The 19,272-nt window shown below is 37.1% G+C and carries 19 protein-coding genes; 14 read left to right on the top strand and 5 right to left on the bottom strand.

All coding sequences use genetic code 11. From position 1 onward, the window contains the following. Window positions 1-59: 59 nt before the first annotated feature. The gene (locus H9635_RS12475; RefSeq protein WP_191700632.1) at window positions 60-1,322 is read right to left on the bottom strand and encodes a BaiN/RdsA family NAD(P)/FAD-dependent oxidoreductase; all 1,263 of its coding nucleotides are present in this window, start codon (window positions 1,320-1,322) and stop codon (window positions 60-62) included. A gap of 251 nt (window positions 1,323-1,573) precedes the next feature. Here H9635_RS12475 and H9635_RS12470 point away from each other — a divergent pair, with 251 nt between their 5' ends. Both H9635_RS12470 and H9635_RS12465 read left to right on the top strand, forming a co-directional pair. Then, window positions 1,574-3,190 carry a putative polysaccharide biosynthesis protein gene (locus H9635_RS12470; protein ID WP_191700631.1) on the top strand — a complete coding sequence of 539 codons (1,617 nt, stop codon included), beginning with the start codon at window positions 1,574-1,576 and terminating at the stop codon, window positions 3,188-3,190. Window positions 3,191-3,240: 50 nt separating this feature from the next. After that, window positions 3,241-3,954, top strand: a complete 714-nt coding sequence (locus tag H9635_RS12465) for a pseudouridine synthase (protein ID WP_191700630.1) — start codon at window positions 3,241-3,243, stop codon at window positions 3,952-3,954. A gap of 187 nt (window positions 3,955-4,141) precedes the next feature. Here the strand turns inward: H9635_RS12465 and H9635_RS12460 are convergent, their stop codons facing one another. Further along, complete coding sequence (locus H9635_RS12460) at window positions 4,142-4,363, bottom strand: DeoR family transcriptional regulator (RefSeq protein ID WP_008408196.1); 222 nt, start codon at window positions 4,361-4,363, stop codon at window positions 4,142-4,144. A 327-nt stretch (window positions 4,364-4,690) separates the two neighbouring features. On the opposite strand from H9635_RS12460, the gene pepV reads away from it, so the two are divergent. The 6 genes from pepV to H9635_RS12430 all read left to right on the top strand — a co-directional run bounded on the left by pepV (window position 4,691) and on the right by H9635_RS12430 (window position 10,615). After that, a complete protein-coding gene (gene pepV / locus H9635_RS12455; RefSeq protein WP_191700629.1) occupies window positions 4,691-6,085 on the top strand; it encodes a dipeptidase PepV in 1,395 nt (464 codons plus the stop codon). Between the two features lie 20 nt (window positions 6,086-6,105). After that, the gene (dat, locus tag H9635_RS12450; protein ID WP_191700628.1) at window positions 6,106-6,957 is read left to right on the top strand and encodes a D-amino-acid transaminase; all 852 of its coding nucleotides are present in this window, start codon (window positions 6,106-6,108) and stop codon (window positions 6,955-6,957) included. A gap of 128 nt (window positions 6,958-7,085) precedes the next feature. Then, complete coding sequence (locus H9635_RS12445) at window positions 7,086-8,093, top strand: nuclease-related domain-containing protein (protein WP_191700627.1); 1,008 nt, start codon at window positions 7,086-7,088, stop codon at window positions 8,091-8,093. A 3-nt stretch (window positions 8,094-8,096) separates the two neighbouring features. Next, window positions 8,097-9,017: a diacylglycerol/lipid kinase family protein gene (locus tag H9635_RS12440; protein ID WP_191700626.1), complete on the top strand. Its 921-nt coding sequence runs from the start codon at window positions 8,097-8,099 to the stop codon at window positions 9,015-9,017. 65 nt (window positions 9,018-9,082) lie between these two features. After that, window positions 9,083-9,730, top strand: coding sequence for a tRNA (guanosine(46)-N7)-methyltransferase TrmB (trmB, locus tag H9635_RS12435; RefSeq protein ID WP_191700625.1), 648 nt, complete (start codon window positions 9,083-9,085; stop codon window positions 9,728-9,730). Between the two features lie 24 nt (window positions 9,731-9,754). Next, window positions 9,755-10,615: a YtnP family quorum-quenching lactonase gene (locus tag H9635_RS12430; RefSeq protein WP_191700624.1), complete on the top strand. Its 861-nt coding sequence runs from the start codon at window positions 9,755-9,757 to the stop codon at window positions 10,613-10,615. A 47-nt stretch (window positions 10,616-10,662) separates the two neighbouring features. On the opposite strand, the gene H9635_RS12425 is transcribed toward H9635_RS12430, so the two are convergent. From H9635_RS12425 to H9635_RS12415, 3 genes are all read right to left on the bottom strand, one after another. Then, on the bottom strand, window positions 10,663-11,346 hold the full coding sequence (locus H9635_RS12425; RefSeq protein ID WP_191700623.1) for a DUF3169 family protein: 684 nt from the start codon (window positions 11,344-11,346) through the stop codon (window positions 10,663-10,665). Next, complete coding sequence (locus H9635_RS12420) at window positions 11,343-11,549, bottom strand: helix-turn-helix transcriptional regulator (RefSeq protein WP_191700622.1); 207 nt, start codon at window positions 11,547-11,549, stop codon at window positions 11,343-11,345. The genes H9635_RS12425 and H9635_RS12420 overlap by 4 nt, the downstream gene beginning before the upstream one ends. Window positions 11,550-11,680: 131 nt before the next feature. Beyond that, a complete protein-coding gene (locus H9635_RS12415) occupies window positions 11,681-11,995 on the bottom strand; it encodes a hypothetical protein (protein WP_191700621.1) in 315 nt (104 codons plus the stop codon). Between the two features lie 145 nt (window positions 11,996-12,140). Between H9635_RS12415 and H9635_RS12410 the strand changes: the two genes are divergently transcribed. From H9635_RS12410 to H9635_RS12385, 6 genes are all read left to right on the top strand, one after another. After that, complete coding sequence (locus H9635_RS12410) at window positions 12,141-13,217, top strand: M42 family metallopeptidase (protein ID WP_191700620.1); 1,077 nt, start codon at window positions 12,141-12,143, stop codon at window positions 13,215-13,217. Between the two features lie 144 nt (window positions 13,218-13,361). Beyond that, window positions 13,362-13,898, top strand: coding sequence for a DUF84 family protein (locus H9635_RS12405; protein ID WP_191700619.1), 537 nt, complete (start codon window positions 13,362-13,364; stop codon window positions 13,896-13,898). 71 nt (window positions 13,899-13,969) lie between these two features. After that, on the top strand, window positions 13,970-14,488 hold the full coding sequence (locus tag H9635_RS12400) for a hypothetical protein (RefSeq protein WP_191700618.1): 519 nt from the start codon (window positions 13,970-13,972) through the stop codon (window positions 14,486-14,488). Window positions 14,489-14,595: 107 nt separating this feature from the next. Continuing rightward, window positions 14,596-15,411 (top strand): DUF1444 domain-containing protein, encoded by an 816-nt coding sequence (locus H9635_RS12395; protein WP_191700617.1) that lies wholly within the window; start codon window positions 14,596-14,598, stop codon window positions 15,409-15,411. Further along, on the top strand, window positions 15,408-16,022 hold the full coding sequence (gene ytpR / locus H9635_RS12390; protein ID WP_191700616.1) for a YtpR family tRNA-binding protein: 615 nt from the start codon (window positions 15,408-15,410) through the stop codon (window positions 16,020-16,022). The genes H9635_RS12395 and ytpR overlap by 4 nt, the downstream gene beginning before the upstream one ends. A 194-nt stretch (window positions 16,023-16,216) precedes the next feature. Continuing rightward, entirely contained in the window at window positions 16,217-19,258 is a 3,042-nt protein-coding gene (locus tag H9635_RS12385) for a DNA translocase FtsK (protein WP_191700615.1), read from the top strand. The last annotated feature ends 14 nt before the right edge of the window (window positions 19,259-19,272 follow it).

The raw sequence follows: 19,272 nt of genomic DNA, 5'->3' as shown, positions 1-19,272 counted from the left end.
TACATACCTTTTATGATACTAGGGAATTATTAGGAGTACTAGTATTTTTGTGATAAAAATTATAAATGTTTGATTTCACCAGCACTCATTCCTGCTATTCTTCCAGTTACAAGTGCTGAGGTAATATTATAGCCGCCTGTATAGCCATGAATATCTAAAATTTCCCCACAGAAAAATAACCCCGGCTTTTTCTTGGAAGCCATCGTTTTAGGTTCAATTTCCTTTACAGAAATCCCGCCGCCTGTGACGAATGCCTTTTCGATTGGCTGGGTGCCATGAACATTCATCGTAAATGCAACAAGTTCACGTGCGAGATTGCGAATTTTCTCTTGTGATAATTCAATGCCTGTTAACGTAGCGTCAATGTCAGCTCGCTCCATTAAAAATAATAGCCAACGTTCGGGTACTAGTGACTTCCATAAATTTTTGACAGCTTTTTTCGGTTCGTCTTTAATCGTCTTATTTAACATTTGGAAACAGGTTTCTTCATTATAATCTGTTAATGACTGAATACGTACTTGCACAGGAGCGCTACCTGTTTTCAGCTGCTCCTTTACAATAAACTGACTGCAACGTAATATTGCTGGACCACTTAATCCAAAGTGTGTAAATAACATATCCATTTGATGGGTAACGAGAACTTTCCCTTTTTTATTAAGCACTGAAACAGCAGCATTTCGTAATGCTAATCCTTGTAAATCACGGGATTGGATAAATGGCTCCTTTGATGTAACCGGTACTTCTGTCGGGTATAAAGTCGTAACAGTATGACCCGCACGTTCTGCCCAAGGATAGCCATCACCGGTTGATCCCGTTTGTGGAACTGCTTTCCCTCCAACAGCTACAACTACAGCATTTGCGCGGATTTCATCGCCACTTTCCAAACGAACACCATAAATTTTTTCCTCATCCATTAAAAGTTTATTAACCGCTGTATGCAGGCGCACTTCCACTTTTAGACGCTTCATTTCATTTACGAGTGCATCGACAACATCCTGTGCACGATCGGAAACCGGGAACATGCGACCGTGATCTTCTTCTTTTAAAGGGACGCCAAGCCCTTCAAAAAATGCAATTATGTCTTCATTATTATAAACTGTAAAAGGACTGTATAAAAAGCGACCATTGCCAGGAATATGTTTAATAATTTCTTCTGCTGATAAACGATTTGTTACGTTACAGCGTCCTCCTCCTGAAATTGCGAGTTTTTTCCCAAGTTTCGAACCTTTTTCAAGTAGGAGTACTTTTCTATTTTTTTCGGCTGCGGCTATAGCTGCCATTAATCCAGATGGTCCGCCACCAATTACAATCACATCATACATATATTATTTCTCACTCTCTTTTATACAAATTTTCTTAAACGATTTTACTTCTACTTATTATACATGAATTGAAGAAACTATTTGAGTAAATGGACTTTCACATGTAAACTTGTAAAAGGAAATGTTCGGGAACTATAGCGAAGCACAATCCGTCTTTGTCTTTCGAGAATAAAATTGGACTTCGCAAATGAATATAACGATTAAATAAAGGTATATTAAGAGAATTTTTATATAGAACGGTAGGTCATTTCATGTCTTCATTAATGAAAGGAACAGCCATATTAACTATCGGTTTGTTTCTATCAAAGCTTTTAGGATTAATTTATATTTTCCCGTTTTATGCCATTGTAGGTGAAGAAAACATTGTCTTGTACAACTACGCCTACATTCCTTATAACATTATGTTAAGTATTGCTATTGCGGGTTTACCAATTGCAGTATCAAAATTTGTTTCGAAATATAATGCATTAGGTGATTTTGATGCTGGTCGTCGTTTAGTTAAAACAGGAGCTCTCCTGATGACATTAACAGGGATCATAGCATTTATTTTAATGAATTTACTTGCAACACCGCTTGCCAATATAGTGATTGATAGTGAAGATCAAACGTTTAGTGTTGAGCAAGTTGCGAATGTTATTCAATGGGTAAGTTATGCATTAATTGTTGTACCATTCATGAGTTTAGTACGGGGTTATTTGCAAGGTTATGGGCATTATTTGCCGACATCTGTTTCACAATTAGTTGAGCAAATTGTGCGTATCGTCTTTTTACTAGGCGGTGCTTTTATCGTTGTCAATGTTATGGGTGGCGATGAAATAACAGCAATCAATTTCTCCGTATTTGCTGCATTTATTGGTGCGCTTGGCGGGCTTGTGACGCTGTTTTATTTTTGGAAAAAACTTCGCCCTGATATTAAGGCGGTTCAAGTTGTTGCACCGAAAGAGCGAAGACTTCCTTATTCAGATATGTATAAAGAGATTTTCAAATATTCGATTCCTGTTGTATTCGTTGGTTTAGGGAGCTCTTTATTCCAACTTGTGGACCTGCTCACATTCATCCGTGCAATGAACGCCAGTGGAATAGCAGGAGACATCAGCGAAGCCTACTTTACGATGCTGAATTTGTTAACACAAAAAATTGTTATGATTCCAGTCGTATTGGCGACAGGGTTTTCAATGGCAATTATTCCAACGGTCACGAAGTTTTATACAGAAGGCAATTTGCGGCAAGTACATTCTGCTATGGATAAAACATATCAAGTGCTACTGTTTATTACAGTACCGGCCGCGATCGGAATCTCAATTTTAGCGGAAGATTTATATCATTTCTTCTATTCCTACAGTGAGATGGGAACACAAGTGTTAAGTCATTATGCACCTGTGGCCATTTTATTTGCACTATTCACTGTAACAGCCGCGATACTGCAAGGGGTCAATTATCAAAAATGGGTTATTTTCAGTTTATTAGTGGGCTTACTCGTAAAGACGGTATTAAATACGCCACTTATTCACTTGATGTCTGTTGATGGGGCGATTTTAGCTACAGCGCTTGGTTATGGTGTTACGATAGTTATTAATATTTTTGTTATAAACAAAGTGACAAACTACAATGCGAAAGTTGTAGTACGCCGAATATTATTAATTATTATTTTAACTATTTTAATGGCATTAGCTGTTTCATTAACTCATGCGGCATTATCATCAATTGCACCTGCAACATCAAAACTATTAGCATTGCTTTATGCAATTGTTTGTGCGGCTGTTGGTGTCATTGTTTATGGTACAATATCCTATAAATTAGGGTTAGCACAGCTTTTATTAGGTGATAAGCTAACAAAAATCGCACGTAAATTAAGATTAGTAAAATAAAAATGTGGACGTCTCTAATAAAGGCGTCCCCTTTTTACATGGAGGACTTTATGCGTTTAGATAAATTATTGGCAAATATGGGCTACGGCTCACGAAAAGAAGTAAAGCAACTGTTAAAGCAAAAAGCTGTAACCGTAGACGGCATTACCGTGAAGGATTCGGCGATGCATGTAAATCCTGAAAAGCAGGATGTTTCGGTGTTAGGAGAACGTGTAGAATATGTAGAGTTTATATACTTAATGATGAATAAACCGCCTGGTATTATTTCTGCAACAGAAGACCGATATGATCAAACAGTTATTGATCTGTTGGATCCGGATTTCCAGCATTTCGAGCCTTTTCCTGTAGGGCGTCTGGATAAAGATACGGAAGGGTTTCTGCTTATTACGAATGACGGGAACTTAGCGCATAACTTATTATCTCCAAAAAAGCATGTACCCAAATGGTATTATGCGAAAATTGACGGAGTTGTAACGGAAGAGGATATTAAAGCTTTTGCACAAGGAGTTACATTGGACGATGGGTATCATACAAAGCCAGGGGAGTTAAAAATACTACACTCAGGTGAGCAATCGGAAATTGAACTCATGATTCAGGAAGGGAAATTCCATCAAGTAAAACGTATGTTTGAGGCGGTTGGTAAAACAGTTACGTACTTAAAACGTTTATCGATGGGACCATTGCAACTGGATGAGCAACTGGCACTAGGTGAATATCGTGAGCTGACAGAACAGGAACTTAATCTGTTAACAGCAAATAAATAAAAAGTAAAAGCGAATGCCCCGACGAAAAGGCATTCGCTTTTTAGTTCTCTCAATCAAGAACTGATAAACGTTTACTAAGAATAAACGTTCCTAATATTTCATTGTGTAACTGATCGACACCTTACGTTATGTTGGGACAAAATAAGTCCTTTCTCACAAAATAAAGAATCAGCCGCTTTCAAGAATTCTAAGATGTCATTTTTACTTTTTTCTTCGTCGTTGTCCATTTACCCCGACTTGGACTCATTACCAAGTCATTGAAGGCTAACACATTCAAATCTCTTTGAATGGTGCGAGGAGTGATGTTAAACTCTTCGACTAAATCCTGTGTAGTCACTTCTCCTTTATTGAGGATAAACATATACACGTCTTTAATACGATTAAGCATTCTATCAGTAGTTGGTTTCATTTCTAAAAACCACTCCTTCGATCTTAAATTCTCATGGCATAAGACTAGCGGACGACAAAATGTGTGCGGAGTGCACTTAGGCTTTAGTTGTTTGCCTTAGACATCCCCTTTTCTGAAAGTTTGGTCAGAATAGAAGTTCCGACACACACATTATAGCGGAAAATCAAATAAAATTCCAGAATTGAGTTGCAATTTTTGATATTTTTACAGAAAATTCATATTTTTAATATTAATAGAAATATAGTTCTTTGTAAAAATAATGAATGATTATTGTAATTTTGTTTAGAAAGAGTACAATAACAATATTATAAAAATGAGGTGCAGTTAATGGATTGGTTACAGATGGCAAAAGCAAGAAAACAAGAGCTCATTCAAGAATTACAACAGTTAATTCAAATTGAAAGTGTAAAAGATGAAAATAATTTTTCTGATATAATACCTTTTGGTGCTGGACCTAAAGCGGCATTGGATTTTATGCTGCAAAAAGGTATAGAGCAAGGAATGACTACAAAAAACATTGACAATATGGCAGGTCATATTGAAATGGGACAAGGTGAAGAGCTTATCGGTGTGCTTTGTCATGTCGATGTTGTACCTGCCGGTGATGTTGCAAGTTGGACATATCCCCCTTTCACTGGGCAAGTAGCAGACGGGAAATTATTTGGTCGCGGAGCAATCGACGATAAAGGTCCGACAATGGCTGCTTGGATGGCGATGAAACTTATACATGATGCCAAAATCCCTTTAAATAAACGTGTTCGCATGATTATCGGCACCGATGAAGAAAGCGGATTCCAATGTGTGACACGTTATTTCGAAAAAGAAGAAATGCCGACAATTGGTTTTGCTCCGGATGCAGATTTCCCGCTAATCAATGCTGAAAAGGGTATTGCCCATTTAACGTTTACAAGTAAAGAAAAACCATCAAGCGATGAACAACTACTAACATTCTATGCAGGAAAAAGAACAAATATGGTACCAGACGAAGCAACCGCTACTTTAAAATATGCCGAAAACAGCACAAGTGAGAATTTTCAGAAATATTTAAAAGAAAATCAGGTTGAAGGTACTTTAACAGAAACAGATAATGGGATTATAATTGTTGTTAAAGGGAAATCAGCCCATGCGATGGAACCGGAAAAAGGGCGTAATGCAGCGGTTTATTTAGCGAAATTTTTACAAAATGTTCTGACGACAGAACAAAGTAAGTCATTTGTCGATTTTATCGTTCGTGTTTTTGATAAGGATCATTTTGGAACTGCATTGGATTTAAACTTTGAAGATGCAATGTCAGGTCCAACTACATTCAATCCTGGAATTGTAAAATTTGATAAGCACGGGGCATCAATTGAAGTGAGCATGCGTTATTCAGTTTCTTACCCTTTTGAAGAGAAAATAACAAGAGCACAATTATTGTTACAGGGTGAAGTGTTTACATTAGATGTTGTGAGTAACTCAAACCCACATTATGTTAGCGAGGAAGATGAATTAATCCAAACATTGTTGCAAGTGTATCGTAAATACAGTGATGATTACTCGAAGCCACTTTCAACTGGTGGAGGCACCTATGCACGCGTTATGAAAAAAGGGGTGGCATTCGGGATGCTATTCCCTGGTGAGCCAGATGTTGCACACCAGGCAGATGAATTTGTAGATATTGAAAAATTAATAAAAGCAACTGCTATTTATGCAGAAGCGATTGTAAAATTGGCAACTAACTAATAATAAAGGTGGTATTTGAGATGAGCTTTAGTTTATGGAATGATCAAATTGTAAAAAATGAAGAAGTGTTAGTGGATAAGGAAGATCGCGGTTACCAATTTGGTGATGGAGTTTATGAAGTTGTGAAAGTATATAATGGAGAACTGTTTACAGCGACTGAGCACATTAATCGTTTTTATGACAGTGCGGAAAAAATCCGTATTACTATTCCATATACGAAGGATAAATTACACCAATTATTGCATCAGCTTGTAGAAGCGAACAATATTGATACGGGTCATGTTTACTTCCAAATTACACGTGGTGCAGGTCCACGTAATCATATTTTCCCTGGTGATGACGTGAAGCCGGTATTAACAGGAAACGCGAAAGAAAATCCACGCCCATTAGATAACTTTGAAAAAGGTGTAAAAGCGACATTTGTTGAAGATATTCGCTGGCTGCGCTGTGATATTAAATCATTAAATCTTCTTGGTGCAGTGTTGGCAAAGCAGGAAGCATATGAAAAAGGCTGCTATGAAGCGATATTACATCGCGAAGAAACTGTTACAGAAGGCTCTTCTTCTAACATTTACGGAATTAAAGACGGTGTCCTTTATACACACCCAGCTAACAATTTAATTTTAAATGGGATTACACGTCAGGTGATCCTTAAATGTGCTGCAGAAATTGGTTTACCTGTAAACGAACAGGCGATGACGAAAGAGCAGCTACTTGCAATGGACGAAGTAATCGTATCATCAACAACATCAGAAATAACGCCGATTATTGAAATAGATGGTACGGTTATTAGTAATGGTACTCCAGGTGAATGGACGCGTAAATTACAGGCTCAATTCGAAACCAAAATTCCTAAAGGGATTAATGCATAACCTTATACTCCAAGTAAAGAATTAAATAATTTAGCGCGTTGCTTATTGGCAATGCGCTATTTTTTTTGCACAATAACCTGTAAAATATAAGTATTAAAGATTAGCAATGAACTTAGGGAGAAGATAAAATGGCTCAGTTAGTAAAACTTCAGGATTATATTTCACGTTATGAAATTGATTTAGCTCGTTATCCAACACAATTTATACGCTTAAAGCAAAATCAGTGGGATCGGGTAAAGTATCAATGGCAAACGGGTGAAATGATTGAGCGTTGGGAACACATAGAGGAAGAAAATGTTCAGGAGGAGAAGAAAACTTCACTGTTCCAAAAAATCTTCCCATTTAAAAAAGATAAACTCAGTGAAGAAAATGAAGAACAAGAAGATATTGAAAAAATAACGATTTCAAATGATTGGGCAGTAGAAAATGACGAAGTTCTAGAAGAGGAAACAACGTTATTATTTGAACCGAATATCGTCTATACACCACAAACTCTTGAAGAGTTAAAGAAAATGTTTATAGATCAGTTCTTCCACTTTCAAATGAAATGGGCAAGCTCGACATTACGTCAAAAATCGTATGTAGATCCAAAATTTATGCGGGATACATTGCTGCGTTCAATGCTACAAACATTACCAGATAATTATTTAATATTTTACTTCCCAATATTAAGGGTGAAAAAAGCACCAATTGAATTGGACATTATTATTTTAACGCCAACAGAATGCTTATGTATTACATTATTAGAACAAGAGGAGCAGGCTGTATTTATTGCAAATAGCGAGCGTTTCTGGACTAAAAAGGTCGGGAAAAATGAGAAAAAGCTTTTAAGTCCTCTAATTCAATTAAACCGTATGGAAAAAATAATCGAACAAATCTTTGCTCAGAACAATATTGAACTACCGATTCGTAAAGTGTTACTGACAAGAAATGGCTATATTGATTATCCAGGGACGATGTATGGCATTTCATTTGTTGATAAACGAAAATTTCCGGATTGGATGAATTCCTTGAAGCACTCTGTTTCACCAATGAAGCATATGCAAATACGCGGCGCACAGGCTATTTTGAATACGGTTCAAACGACTTCGTTTAACCGTGATATTTGGAATACAGATGGCAATAAGGAAGATTAACAAATGGAATTACATTTTATTATTAATTCTAATGCCGGTAATGGACGAGGGATAAAGCGTTGGGAGCAATTTAAACAGGATTTAACTTTGCCGTATACTACCCATTGGACACAATATGCAGGCCATACGTTATTGATCGTAAAAGAAATTACCGAGCGCGCTACAAAACAAAATCCGGTCTGTTTAATAGCGGTAGGGGGAGACGGAACAGTTCATGAAGTTTTGAACGGTGTCGTACATTTTGAACATGTATATATTGGCGTAATTGCAGCGGGTTCTGGTAATGATTTTGCCCGTGGCTTCGAAACATTTAAAACAGGCAAACAGCTCGAACAGTTTATTAAATACCCAACTCGTTCCCTACATGATTATGGAAGTGCACTATTTAATGGTACATCAAAATATTTTATTAATAATTTTGGTGTCGGTTTTGATGCATTTGTTGCAATGAAGGCAAACGAATCCAAACTGAAAAAATCTCTGAATAGATGGAAGCTAGGGAAGCTCAGTTATCCGTATTATGTAATTTCTGCCTTATTTACATATAAGCCGTTTCATTTAACGATCCTTCTGGACGGGAAAGAACAACGATTTGAAAATGTGTGGTTCACAACCGTCAGCAACCAGCCGTATTTTGGGGGTGGGATGAAGTTATCTCCCGCTTCCAACACTTGTGACGGAACATTGGAAGTTACAGTTGTATCCAATTTATCGAAGTGGAAATTATTATTTGTTTTCGGGAGTGTATTTTTTGCTAAACATACAGGCATGAGAGAAGTACACCAGTTTTCAATGCACAGCATACAGTTGTTTTTTGAGGAACCTATTATGGCACATGCAGATGGGGAAAAACAAAAATTACAGCAACATATGAATACTATTGAAATATCGGTTCATCAAAAAGCATGGAGTTTAGCAAAATAAAAGCAAAAATAGATTATATAAGCTATAATATGAGACATGCAAACAACAGAAATGAGGATAAGTAAGTGAGATTAAAGCATAAACCATGGGCAGCAGATTATATTCAGGAACATCCGGATGTGATTATCCCAAACCCTGAGCATTATAAAGGGAAATGGAATGAAGTATTTGGTAATGACAACCCAATTCATATTGAAGTGGGTACAGGCAAAGGACAATTTGTATTAGGGATGGCTCTTCAAAACCCTGATATTAACTATATTGGAATTGAATTATTTGATAGTGTTATAGTATGTGCCTTGGAAAAAATCGTAGCAGCAAATAAGCCTGCAAATTTACGATTATTGAAAGTAAATGGCGAGAAGTTAGAAGAGTTCTTTGGCAAAGGTGATGTTAGTCGTGTATATTTAAACTTTTCGGATCCATGGCCTAAAGTTCGCCATGCGAAACGACGATTAACACATGGCGGCTTCTTGAAAATTTATGAAAATGTTTTAGTCGATAACGGGGAAATCCACTTCAAAACGGATAACCGTGGTCTTTTTGAATATTCGCTAGTAAGTATGAATGAGTACGGCATGGCATTAAAATATGTATCGTTAGATTTACATGCGAATATGCCGGAAGATAATATTATGACAGAGTACGAGGAGAGATTCTCGAAGCTCGGTCAACCAATTTATCGACTAGAATGTCAATTCAAAACTAAATAATTTATGATTTAGGGGGATGGAGAAATGGATCGATTTGAATTTCACAACATGACACTAACATGGTTACATGGGGGTGTTACAGCACTGGATGGCGGGGCTATGTTTGGGGTAGTGCCAAAAGCACTGTGGTCTCGTAAATATCCAGTAAATGAACTGAACCAAATTGAATTAGCATGTGAACCAATCTTAATTCAATATGAGGGGAAAAATTATTTAGTAGATTCTGGTGTTGGTGCTGGAAAATTAAATGAAAAGCAACTTCGTAATTTCGGTGTTTCAGAAGAATCAACAATTGAAAAAAGCTTAGCTGAAGCTGGATTACAGCCGAGTGATATTGATGCAATATTAATGACGCATCTACATTTCGATCATGCAGGTGGCTTAACAAAATGGGAAGGTGACAAGCTAGTTCCTGTCTTCCCGAATGCTGTAATTTACACAACACAAATCGAGTGGGATGAAATGCGTAACCCGAATATTCGCTCGAAAAATACGTACTGGAAAGAAAATTGGGAGCCAGTAGAACATTTAGTTTCTACATTTGAAGGCGAATTTGAAGTAGCACCAGGTTTAAAAATGATTCATACGGGTGGCCATAGTGAAGGACATGCGATTATTCGCCTGGAGCAAAATGGTGAAGTGGCGCTACATATGGCGGATATTATGCCAACGCATGCTCACCAAAATCCACTTTGGGTATTGGCGTATGATGATTACCCGATGACAAGCGTATATGCAAAGGAAAAATTACTGAAAGAAGCACTCGAAAATAACTACCGGTTTATTTTCTACCATGATGCGTATTACCGTATGATTCAATGGGATACAACAGGAAAAGTAATAACGGACAGCTTGGAACGTTCGAAAGAGGCTTTAATTAAGTAAGTAAAAAAGCGCCAGCATGATTTTTTCAATTCATGCAGGCGCTTTTTTTATCGATTACGTACTTTTAACATATATTGTGTGTTCACGATTATTAATATAAGAGAAATAATTAGAATCGCGAATAGCTGGGATTCTCCCGAAGCGATTGAATAGAACATCAATAATAATAATGATGCGAGCAATAAAATATTAGCCGTATTGAAGGCAGAATAAAATCCTTGAAGCATAACATGGCGTTCACCTTCATCTGACATTTCTAATAGTTTTTTTGAATATTGATTATCATTAAAGGAAGGAAATTCCCGATTAGGATACGCATATTTCAAAGATGTTCCTACTAAGATAGTTGATAAAATTGAAAGTAAAACAACGAAAATTGATAATATTAAAATGACAATAGATTGTTCGGTAATTACTCCAATACACATTGCTACAATACTTAAAATTAGAGCAATATTACTTGCTAAAGAAACATCGCTATACAATGTATATAAATATTGTTCATGTAAATCTTCTTCATCTCCTGAAAATTGCTGTGCAGATTTTTGTTTTAACTGAGCTAATTTCAGCAAGCTTCCAACTAATAAAAGAAATGCAATGCCTAAAAACACAAGGGTCATTTCAGTAGCGATTTCATATATCGGTAGTGCAAAATTACCGCTTACGGTGAAAAATCCAATAGGTGCACCTATAGCCGCTCCACCTAAAAGCTGTATTAACGTTTTTTTCATTCCAACTCATCCTCCTCAAAAATAAAAATCTCATCAATAGGCTCATTTAAAATTTTTGATATTCTGACGGCAATTAATAGCGAAGGGACGAGTTCTTCTCGTTCTATTAAGCTGATTGTCTGTCTCGATACTTTTGCCCGCTTTGCCAATTCGGTTTGGTTTAACTGATACCTTGCCCGTAACTCCTTTAGCCGAGTTTTCATTTCCTCACCTCTTAAATGAAGTGTAAAGTAAAAAAGTCAAGTTGACAAGTATATTTGTCAACTTGACTAATAAAATTTACTTTTTGTTCAAAAAAAATACGATGACATATTTCGTCATCGCATTTATATTTCTAAACTTGTTTAATATCTACAATTGCACCAGAACGGGCATCTGCTGCAAATTCGTAATTCTCTAACTCCCCATTCATCGTACGGGAAATACCACCACGATATACAGGTGTTTCTGTAAAGCCATTACTGAAGTTTTCAGTTTTCATATAAATCCAAGAACCATCAATCGGTGCCTGCTTTTTAAATTCATCTTTAATGTTTGTTAAAATATGATCAGGATTTGCATATGGCGCAACGCGATTGCTCATTTCCTTTACGATGACAGCTGCTGCCACCCCTGTTACAAGACCTATTGTAAAATCTTTTAAGTTCATCCCAAAAACCTCCTCAAAATATTCACTATATTTACTTTAACACACTCTGAAAATAGTGTAAAAAAAATAGAAGGTTCGAAAGTCGAAATACTCAATTAATTTTGTGTTATAATAAGTGCAAATCTACTTATAGAGGTGTTACATAATGAATCAAGACACACTGGCCCTATTTAAAACGTTAACAGAACTTCCTGGAGCACCAGGTAATGAACGTGCTGTTCGTAATTTTATGCGTTCAGAATTAGAAAAGTATTCCGATGAAATTATTCAGGACAATTTAGGGGGCATTTTTGGCGTACGTCAAGCAAAGGACGAAAATGCACCGAAAATTTTAGTAGCGGGGCATATGGATGAAGTAGCGTTCATGGTTACTTCCATCACTGACAATGGAATGATTCGCTTCCAAACTCTTGGTGGCTGGTGGAACCAGGTAATGTTGGCACAACGTGTGACAGTCTATACTAAAGAACGTGAAATTCCAGGGGTCATTGCATCAATTCCTCCACATTTATTAACAGATGCGGAGCGTTCAAAACCAATGGATATTAAAAATATGTTGATTGATATCGGAGCAGATTCAAAAGAAGATGCGATAAAATTAGGTGTACGTCCAGGTCAATCAATTATTCCTGTATGTCCATTTACACCGATGGCAAACCCCAAAAAAATTATGGCAAAAGCTTGGGATAATCGTTACGGCTGTGGATTGGCAATCGAGCTTTTAAAGGAGCTTCATGGAACAGAAGTGAACAGCCATATCTATTCGGGTGCAAATGTCATGGAAGAAGTAGGTTTACGCGGAGCGGCAGTTTCTGCAAATATGATTAAGCCGGACTTTTTCTTTGCATTAGATGCATCGCCAGCAAATGATACATCCGGTGATAAAAATGAGTTCGGACAATTGGGTAACGGTCCGTTATTACGCATTTTTGACCGTTCAATGGTGACTCACCGCGGGATGCGCGAGTTTGTATTGGATACAGCCGAAACAAATAAAATTCCTTACCAATATTTCGTATCTCCAGGTGGTACGGATGCAGGTCGAGTGCATACGCAAAATGATGGTATCCCTTCTGCTGTAATTGGAATTTGTTCCCGCTATATTCATACATCTGCTTCCATTATTCATGTGGATGATTATGCAGCGGCAAAAGAGTTGCTTGTTAAGTTAGTTCAATCGGCAGACCGTTCCACAATTGATTCAATACGTGCAAACGTATAAAAAAATAGAAGAATATATTATAATACAAGGATGTGAAATAATTGCATCCTTGTTTTTTTGTGAAAATAAACGGGATAGGCAATCTACATAAGGAAACGGGTTTTAAGAACTTTTTCCTAAATTGATCAACTTGGAGATGAAAAGATGAAAGTAGCAGTCGGAACGAAAAATAAAGCGAAAGTCGGCGCTGTCGAAGCAATTGTCAAACAGTTCTTCCCAGAAGCTACAGTGGAAAGTATAGATGTACCTTCTGATGTATCAGTTCAACCTTTTTCAAACGAAGAAACGAGGCAAGGTGCCATTAATCGCGCACGCAATGCAATGATGAAAACAAATGCCGATATAACATTTGGTCTTGAAGGCGGGGTTGATGAGATAGAAGGGACAATGTATTGCTGTAACTGGGGAGCTGTAAATTTAAAGGACGGAACGGTCATTGCCAGCTCTGGTGCACAATTTGCATTGCCTGAAGAAATCGCACGGGAGCTTCGGGTAGGGATGGAACTTGGACCTGTCATGGACGTCTATACTAATATCGAAAATATTCGTCAACATCAAGGTGCAGTAGGCATCTTTACACATAATTTAATCGATCGTAAAGCAATGTTTGAACATATCGTAAAGCTATTGGTTGGACAAGTATTATTCAAAATGAGCAAAGAACAGAAAGAAGAAATGTAAATCATTTTCGTTGCTTTGCAAGTTGGAAAATTATTATGATACGTTAGAAAGTATGAAAGTGAGGGGAAACTATGAGTCGTAAATGGATACAGGCAGCTATACTTATCGCAATAGTTGCTGTATTAACTGCGTGTTCACAATCAGCTGAGGAACAAGCTTTAGCTGGAATGGAGAATGCCGAAACGGTGTTTGGTAGTGAACCAAAAGAAGTGAATAAATCGATTGGACATATAGAGCTGTACTTACCGGCAGGATATAGTATTGAAAAAGGAATTGATGATTTAAATTATACAATTCTAAATGGTAAAGATTCTTATATTTTATTTGTAAACGAAAATGAAACAAGTGATAGTCAGTTGCATTATGATATTTTCAAGAGTGAGAGCACAGGTGAAATTGTACAGGAAAAAACATTTCAATCAGAGGGTCTATTTGGCTTTGCGGGAGTTGTAGAGCAATCTGAAGAGAAATATGAACTCATTGCAAATTTAGGCGGCGTTAAATTATCTACGATTTCCGAAGACAAAAAGTTGGATATCAAAATTCAAGAAATGATGGAAATTGTAAAGACGGTCAACGTTATTGAATAACTGAAGCATTGAGCAAAGTATTCGTATTGCTTTTTTGCTACAATAGTGAAGTAGATGAAACGGTTCACATTTGTGGGCCGTTTTTGATTAGATAAAGGAGTGGTTGAATGGATTCGAAACAATTAGTGGCTGAACTGAAAACTAAATTGGGTGAGGCTAACTTTACATTCACATTCGATGAGAAGCATGATAAATTGCGTCTGGATCACAAAAAAATCGGTAAAGGGATGGATATTTTTTTACCAGAAATTGTGACGAAGTACAAAACGAAGAAACATCAGGCAATTGAGGAAGTTGTTTATACAATTGAACAAACTTTTTTAGCAATGGAACGAGAAGAGGAACAAGGATTTGGAGGATTGGCTTCTGTATATCCAATAATTCGTTCCACATCCTTCCCAAAAAAATCAAATGATGGTCATGCCTTTGTAATGACGAGCCACACTGCAGAAACTCGTATTTATTATGCGCTTGATTTAGGGACAACTTATCGTTTAATTGATGAATCGATGTTGCCAAAATTAAGTGTTACAGAGGAGCAGATCCGCGAAGCTGCCCGTTTTTCTGTAAAAAAATTACCGACTTCTGTTAAACGTGATGAAGTTTCAGGCAATATCTATTATTTTTTAAATCAGAATGATGGGTATGATGCGAGCCGTATATTAAACGAAAGCTTTTTAAAGGAAATGGAAAGTCAAATTGAAGGAGAAATGACAGTATCTGTACCACACCAGGATGTATTAATTATTGGTGATATTCGAAATGAAGTAGGGTATGATGTATTAGCGCAGATGACAATGCATTTCTTTACAGTTGGCGCGGTTCCGATTACGAGCTTGTCATTTGTATATGAAAACGGTCATTTAGAACCAATATTTATTTTAGCAAAAAACAAAGTGAAAAAGGAGCAAGACGAAAAATGAAAGTAGCATACAACAAAGCACATGTAGGAGATGTCCTATTAGTTCAGTTAGCAACAGAATCCATTGTAAAAACAGAGGTTGAACGTGCTGGTGACGTAGCCATATTAAAAGAAGAATCAACTGGAGAAATAAAAGCATTCAATCTTTTTAATGCTAGCAAATATTTAGAATTGGATGTAGCAGGCAATGTGGAAGTTACTCCTGAATTAGTTCAAAAAATAGAGGCAGCCTTAACGACTAATGGTGCAGAAATTTCTTTGGATGTAGATTTCTCCCCTAAATTCGTTGTAGGTTATGTAGAAGCGAAAGAAAAACACCCAAATGCTGATAAATTAAGTGTGTGTAAAGTAAATGTAGGTGACGAGACATTACAAATCGTATGTGGTGCACCAAATGTTGAAGCTGGCCAAAAAGTAGTAGTAGCAAAAGTTGGTGCAGTTATGCCTTCAGGATTATTAATTAAAGAGGGCAATTTACGTGGAGAAGATTCGTTTGGTATGCTTTGCTCTGCACGGGAACTAGCAATTCCAGGTGCTCCAGAGGTGAAAGGGATTTTAGTATTAGAGGATTCTGCTGAAGTAGGTAGTCCGTTCGAAATGCCTTCTCGTTAAATTAATCTAAAGTTAGTATGTTGAGCCTAGTCTCGCATACTAACTTTTTTTATGTTTAAAATTATTAGCGACAAAGCGCATTTATACAGCAAATATGATATGCTTTTGATGTGTGTAAATCTTATATACATATAAAGACCGTTTAAATAATGAAATTTGAATGGCAATGTTTTTAAGGAAAGTAGTGGTATTTTATGAGTTGGATTAAAAATAAATTTAATAAACTTTTTAAGATGGATTTAAATGAAGAATATGATGAACATGAGGGCTATACAAACACCGATTTAAATGAACAACATAAGGTACGACCCAATTACAATGAGCAGACAGATCGACCGAAAAATGCATTTCGATTCCCTTTAATAGAAGATGAATTTAAAGAAGCTGCACAAAAAGAAGAGCAACAACGCCAAACGACTAGCTTTTATGATGAAGATAATGAAAAGCTTTCATTGCCAAATTACTTGCAAAAATCTACTGCGGGTCGTGAAATCTATGATGTGGAAGTCTCAGGCATTGGAGAGCTGCTGGAGCGACGCCGTAAAGGAAAAGGGCATTCAAATGTCATACAGAAGAATGAGCCAGTACGCCGATTGCCGATTTTAAAAGAAGAGCGGGAAAATTTACGCAAAAAACCGTCGCTTGAAGAAAAACAAGTCAGCAACCAAGCTACGAAACCAATCGAATTGAGAAAACGCTTTATTCCTACGGATGTACCTTCGCCTGTACATGGATTTAAAAAGCCAACTCCCATTGAAAAGCTAATCGAAAAACATCAAGATGCGGATGAGCAACACAAAAATGATGAACCGTCTTCATTAATAAAGGTCGAACCGGAAAATAGTGAAGCGCTAAATCAATTCCCGGAGGCGGAGACAGCTGTTGAAAATCCCCTTGAATCGCAACAACACGAACTAGTTGAACAAAGTACAAGCGAAGAACCATTACGACAAAGTGAAGTTGTTGTGGAAAATGAAAATAGTAGTGAGAAAGAGCTTATTTTATTTGAAGTAGAAGAAGATGTTTTAGAACCACAAGAGTTCACGGAAGCACCAGATAATAAAGATTTATCCCCTCCTGTTATAGAGGTGGAAGAAGTTGAAGAAAAGAAAACAATTGAAGAGACACCTGCTGCAGATACTATGAATGATGTGCAGGTAAAACATGTAACAATTGAAAACTCAACAATTCATATAGGTCAATTAAATGTTGAGCAGGTTCCTTCGACAGACGATAATACTGTAATCGAGCAGAAGAGTGAAGAAACAGTAAAACCTGTAAGTACGGGAAGTCGTCTTCCATTCAATGTTGTGATGTTAAAATCAGATAAACAAAAGTTGCTTACAAAGAAATTTGTTGAGCAGCATTTAAGTCAACAGAAGCATATTGTTATAGAGTCGGAAGAAATAGATGAAGGTAATGAAGTGGTTAACGATCAAAATGAATTAATGGATTCTGAGATGACTATGACTACTACGTTTACCAAAGAAGTCACTACCATTCAACAATTGGATGATGTGCAGAATATTATTGATACAAACCCCTTAACACTATCTGAAGGACAGGAACAAGAAGAACAATCTGAAATGATTATCTTACAACATGAGCCGGTACAAAAAGTTGAAGACAGTGGGGGACAGACAGAACCAATAAATGACCTGCCTTTGACTTCCGTAGGATTACTGGAACGAGATGAAAATGTGCAGCAACCAATGGAGGAAATACTTGAAGTAGCGGCTACTACAGAAGAAATTCAGGAATTACCTTCAATTGAAAATACTAGCGAGGAAGTTATAGAAACTCCTCCATTACCGAAACGAATTCCTTATGTAAAACCACCACTTGAGTATTTAGTGCCGCCCGAGGAAATGGTTGAAGACCGTGATTGGATGGACGAACAGGGAGAGAATTTAGTCGAAGCATTATCCCACTTCCAAATTCAGGCGCATATTGAGTCAATTGTGCAGGGACCTGCTGTAACACAGTTTGAAATTACGGTTGGGCAAGGAACGAAAGTAAGTAAAGTCCGAAATCTAACAGATGATATAAAGTTGGCGCTGGCTGCAAAAGATATTCGTATTGATGCACCAATTCCAGGGAAGCGCTCGATTGGCATTGAAATTCCAAACCGGATTTCCCGTTCAGTACGATTATCTGAAGTAACGGATTCAGCATCGTTTACAGATTCTGATTCACCATTAGAGGCTGCTTTAGGTTTGGATTTAACAGGCAAACCTGTAACAATTGATTTACGAAAGATGCCTCATGGTCTTATTGCAGGTGCAACAGGCTCAGGTAAGTCAGTATGTATTAACTCGATTTTAGTTAGTTTACTGTATAAAGCAAACCCTAATGAATTAAAACTAATGTTAATTGATCCTAAAATGGTTGAATTGGCACCATTTAATCATATTCCACATTTAGTAAGTCCTGTTATAACGGACGTTAAGGCAGCTACGGCCGCACTTAAATGGGCAGTTGAGGAAATGGAAAGACGATATCAGTTATTTATGCATAGCGGTGCACGTAAAATAGAAGCATATAATAAAATGTGTGACGCAAATGGAATGTATGCACAGAAGCTTCCATACTTGTTGATTGTAATAGACGAGTTGGCGGATTTAATGATGATGTCTCCACAAGATGTAGAAGATAGTATTGTTCGGATTACTCAAAAGGCTCGTGCTGCAGGGATTCATTTAATTGTCGCAACACAACGACCTTCTGTGGATGTCATTACAGGGCTAATTAAATCCAATATCCCTACACGTATTGCCTTTTCAGTATCATCTCAAATTGACTCTCGTACAATTTTAGATACACAAGGCGCAGAACGCTTGCTTGGACGCGGAGATATGTTATATTTAGGGAATGGAATGTCGGCTCCTACCCGTATTCAAGGTACATTTGTTACTGATGATGAAATAGAAGAAATTATTGAGTATGTACGTGAACAGGGAGAGCCACAATATATATTTAAGCAAGAAGAACTATTAAAACGCTCTGAAACAGTAGAGGACCAAGATGAATTGTTTGAAGAAGTTTGCCGATTTGTATATGAACAAGGTTCAGCGTCGACATCTCTTTTACAACGTCGTTATCATATAGGCTACAATCGAGCGGCAAGACTAATTGACATGTTAGAGCGTCAGGGCTTTGTTTCTGAACCAAAAGGGAGTAAGCCGAGAGATGTATTTATAACTGAGGAAGATATAGTTGAGCAATTTGGCGGCTAAGGTACATGATAATT

It is taken from the genome of Solibacillus faecavium (assembly GCF_014836905.1).
GTDB classification, from domain to species: domain Bacteria; phylum Bacillota; class Bacilli; order Bacillales_A; family Planococcaceae; genus Solibacillus; species Solibacillus faecavium.
The sequence above is the reverse complement of the archived record's forward strand: the minus strand, read 5'-3'. Positions and strand labels throughout refer to the sequence as shown.

Bases quoted from the DNA above. Each gene is read 5' to 3' on its own strand.
- H9635_RS12475 (WP_191700632.1), bottom strand. From the start codon at position 1,322: ATGTATGATGTGATTGTAATTGGTGGCGGACCATCTGGATTAATGGCA.
- H9635_RS12470 (WP_191700631.1), top strand. From the start codon at position 1,574: ATGTCTTCATTAATGAAAGGAACAGCCATATTAACTATCGGTTTGTTT.
- H9635_RS12465 (WP_191700630.1), top strand. From the start codon at position 3,241: ATGCGTTTAGATAAATTATTGGCAAATATGGGCTACGGCTCACGAAAA.
- H9635_RS12460 (WP_008408196.1), bottom strand. From the start codon at position 4,363: ATGAAACCAACTACTGATAGAATGCTTAATCGTATTAAAGACGTGTAT.
- pepV (WP_191700629.1), top strand. From the start codon at position 4,691: ATGGATTGGTTACAGATGGCAAAAGCAAGAAAACAAGAGCTCATTCAA.
- dat (WP_191700628.1), top strand. From the start codon at position 6,106: ATGAGCTTTAGTTTATGGAATGATCAAATTGTAAAAAATGAAGAAGTG.
- H9635_RS12445 (WP_191700627.1), top strand. From the start codon at position 7,086: ATGGCTCAGTTAGTAAAACTTCAGGATTATATTTCACGTTATGAAATT.
- H9635_RS12440 (WP_191700626.1), top strand. From the start codon at position 8,097: ATGGAATTACATTTTATTATTAATTCTAATGCCGGTAATGGACGAGGG.
- H9635_RS12430 (WP_191700624.1), top strand. From the start codon at position 9,755: ATGGATCGATTTGAATTTCACAACATGACACTAACATGGTTACATGGG.
- H9635_RS12425 (WP_191700623.1), bottom strand. From the start codon at position 11,346: ATGAAAAAAACGTTAATACAGCTTTTAGGTGGAGCGGCTATAGGTGCA.
- H9635_RS12420 (WP_191700622.1), bottom strand. From the start codon at position 11,549: ATGAAAACTCGGCTAAAGGAGTTACGGGCAAGGTATCAGTTAAACCAA.
- H9635_RS12415 (WP_191700621.1), bottom strand. From the start codon at position 11,995: ATGAACTTAAAAGATTTTACAATAGGTCTTGTAACAGGGGTGGCAGCA.
- H9635_RS12410 (WP_191700620.1), top strand. From the start codon at position 12,141: ATGAATCAAGACACACTGGCCCTATTTAAAACGTTAACAGAACTTCCT.
- H9635_RS12405 (WP_191700619.1), top strand. From the start codon at position 13,362: ATGAAAGTAGCAGTCGGAACGAAAAATAAAGCGAAAGTCGGCGCTGTC.
- H9635_RS12400 (WP_191700618.1), top strand. From the start codon at position 13,970: ATGAGTCGTAAATGGATACAGGCAGCTATACTTATCGCAATAGTTGCT.
- H9635_RS12395 (WP_191700617.1), top strand. From the start codon at position 14,596: ATGGATTCGAAACAATTAGTGGCTGAACTGAAAACTAAATTGGGTGAG.
- ytpR (WP_191700616.1), top strand. From the start codon at position 15,408: ATGAAAGTAGCATACAACAAAGCACATGTAGGAGATGTCCTATTAGTT.
- H9635_RS12385 (WP_191700615.1), top strand. From the start codon at position 16,217: ATGAGTTGGATTAAAAATAAATTTAATAAACTTTTTAAGATGGATTTA.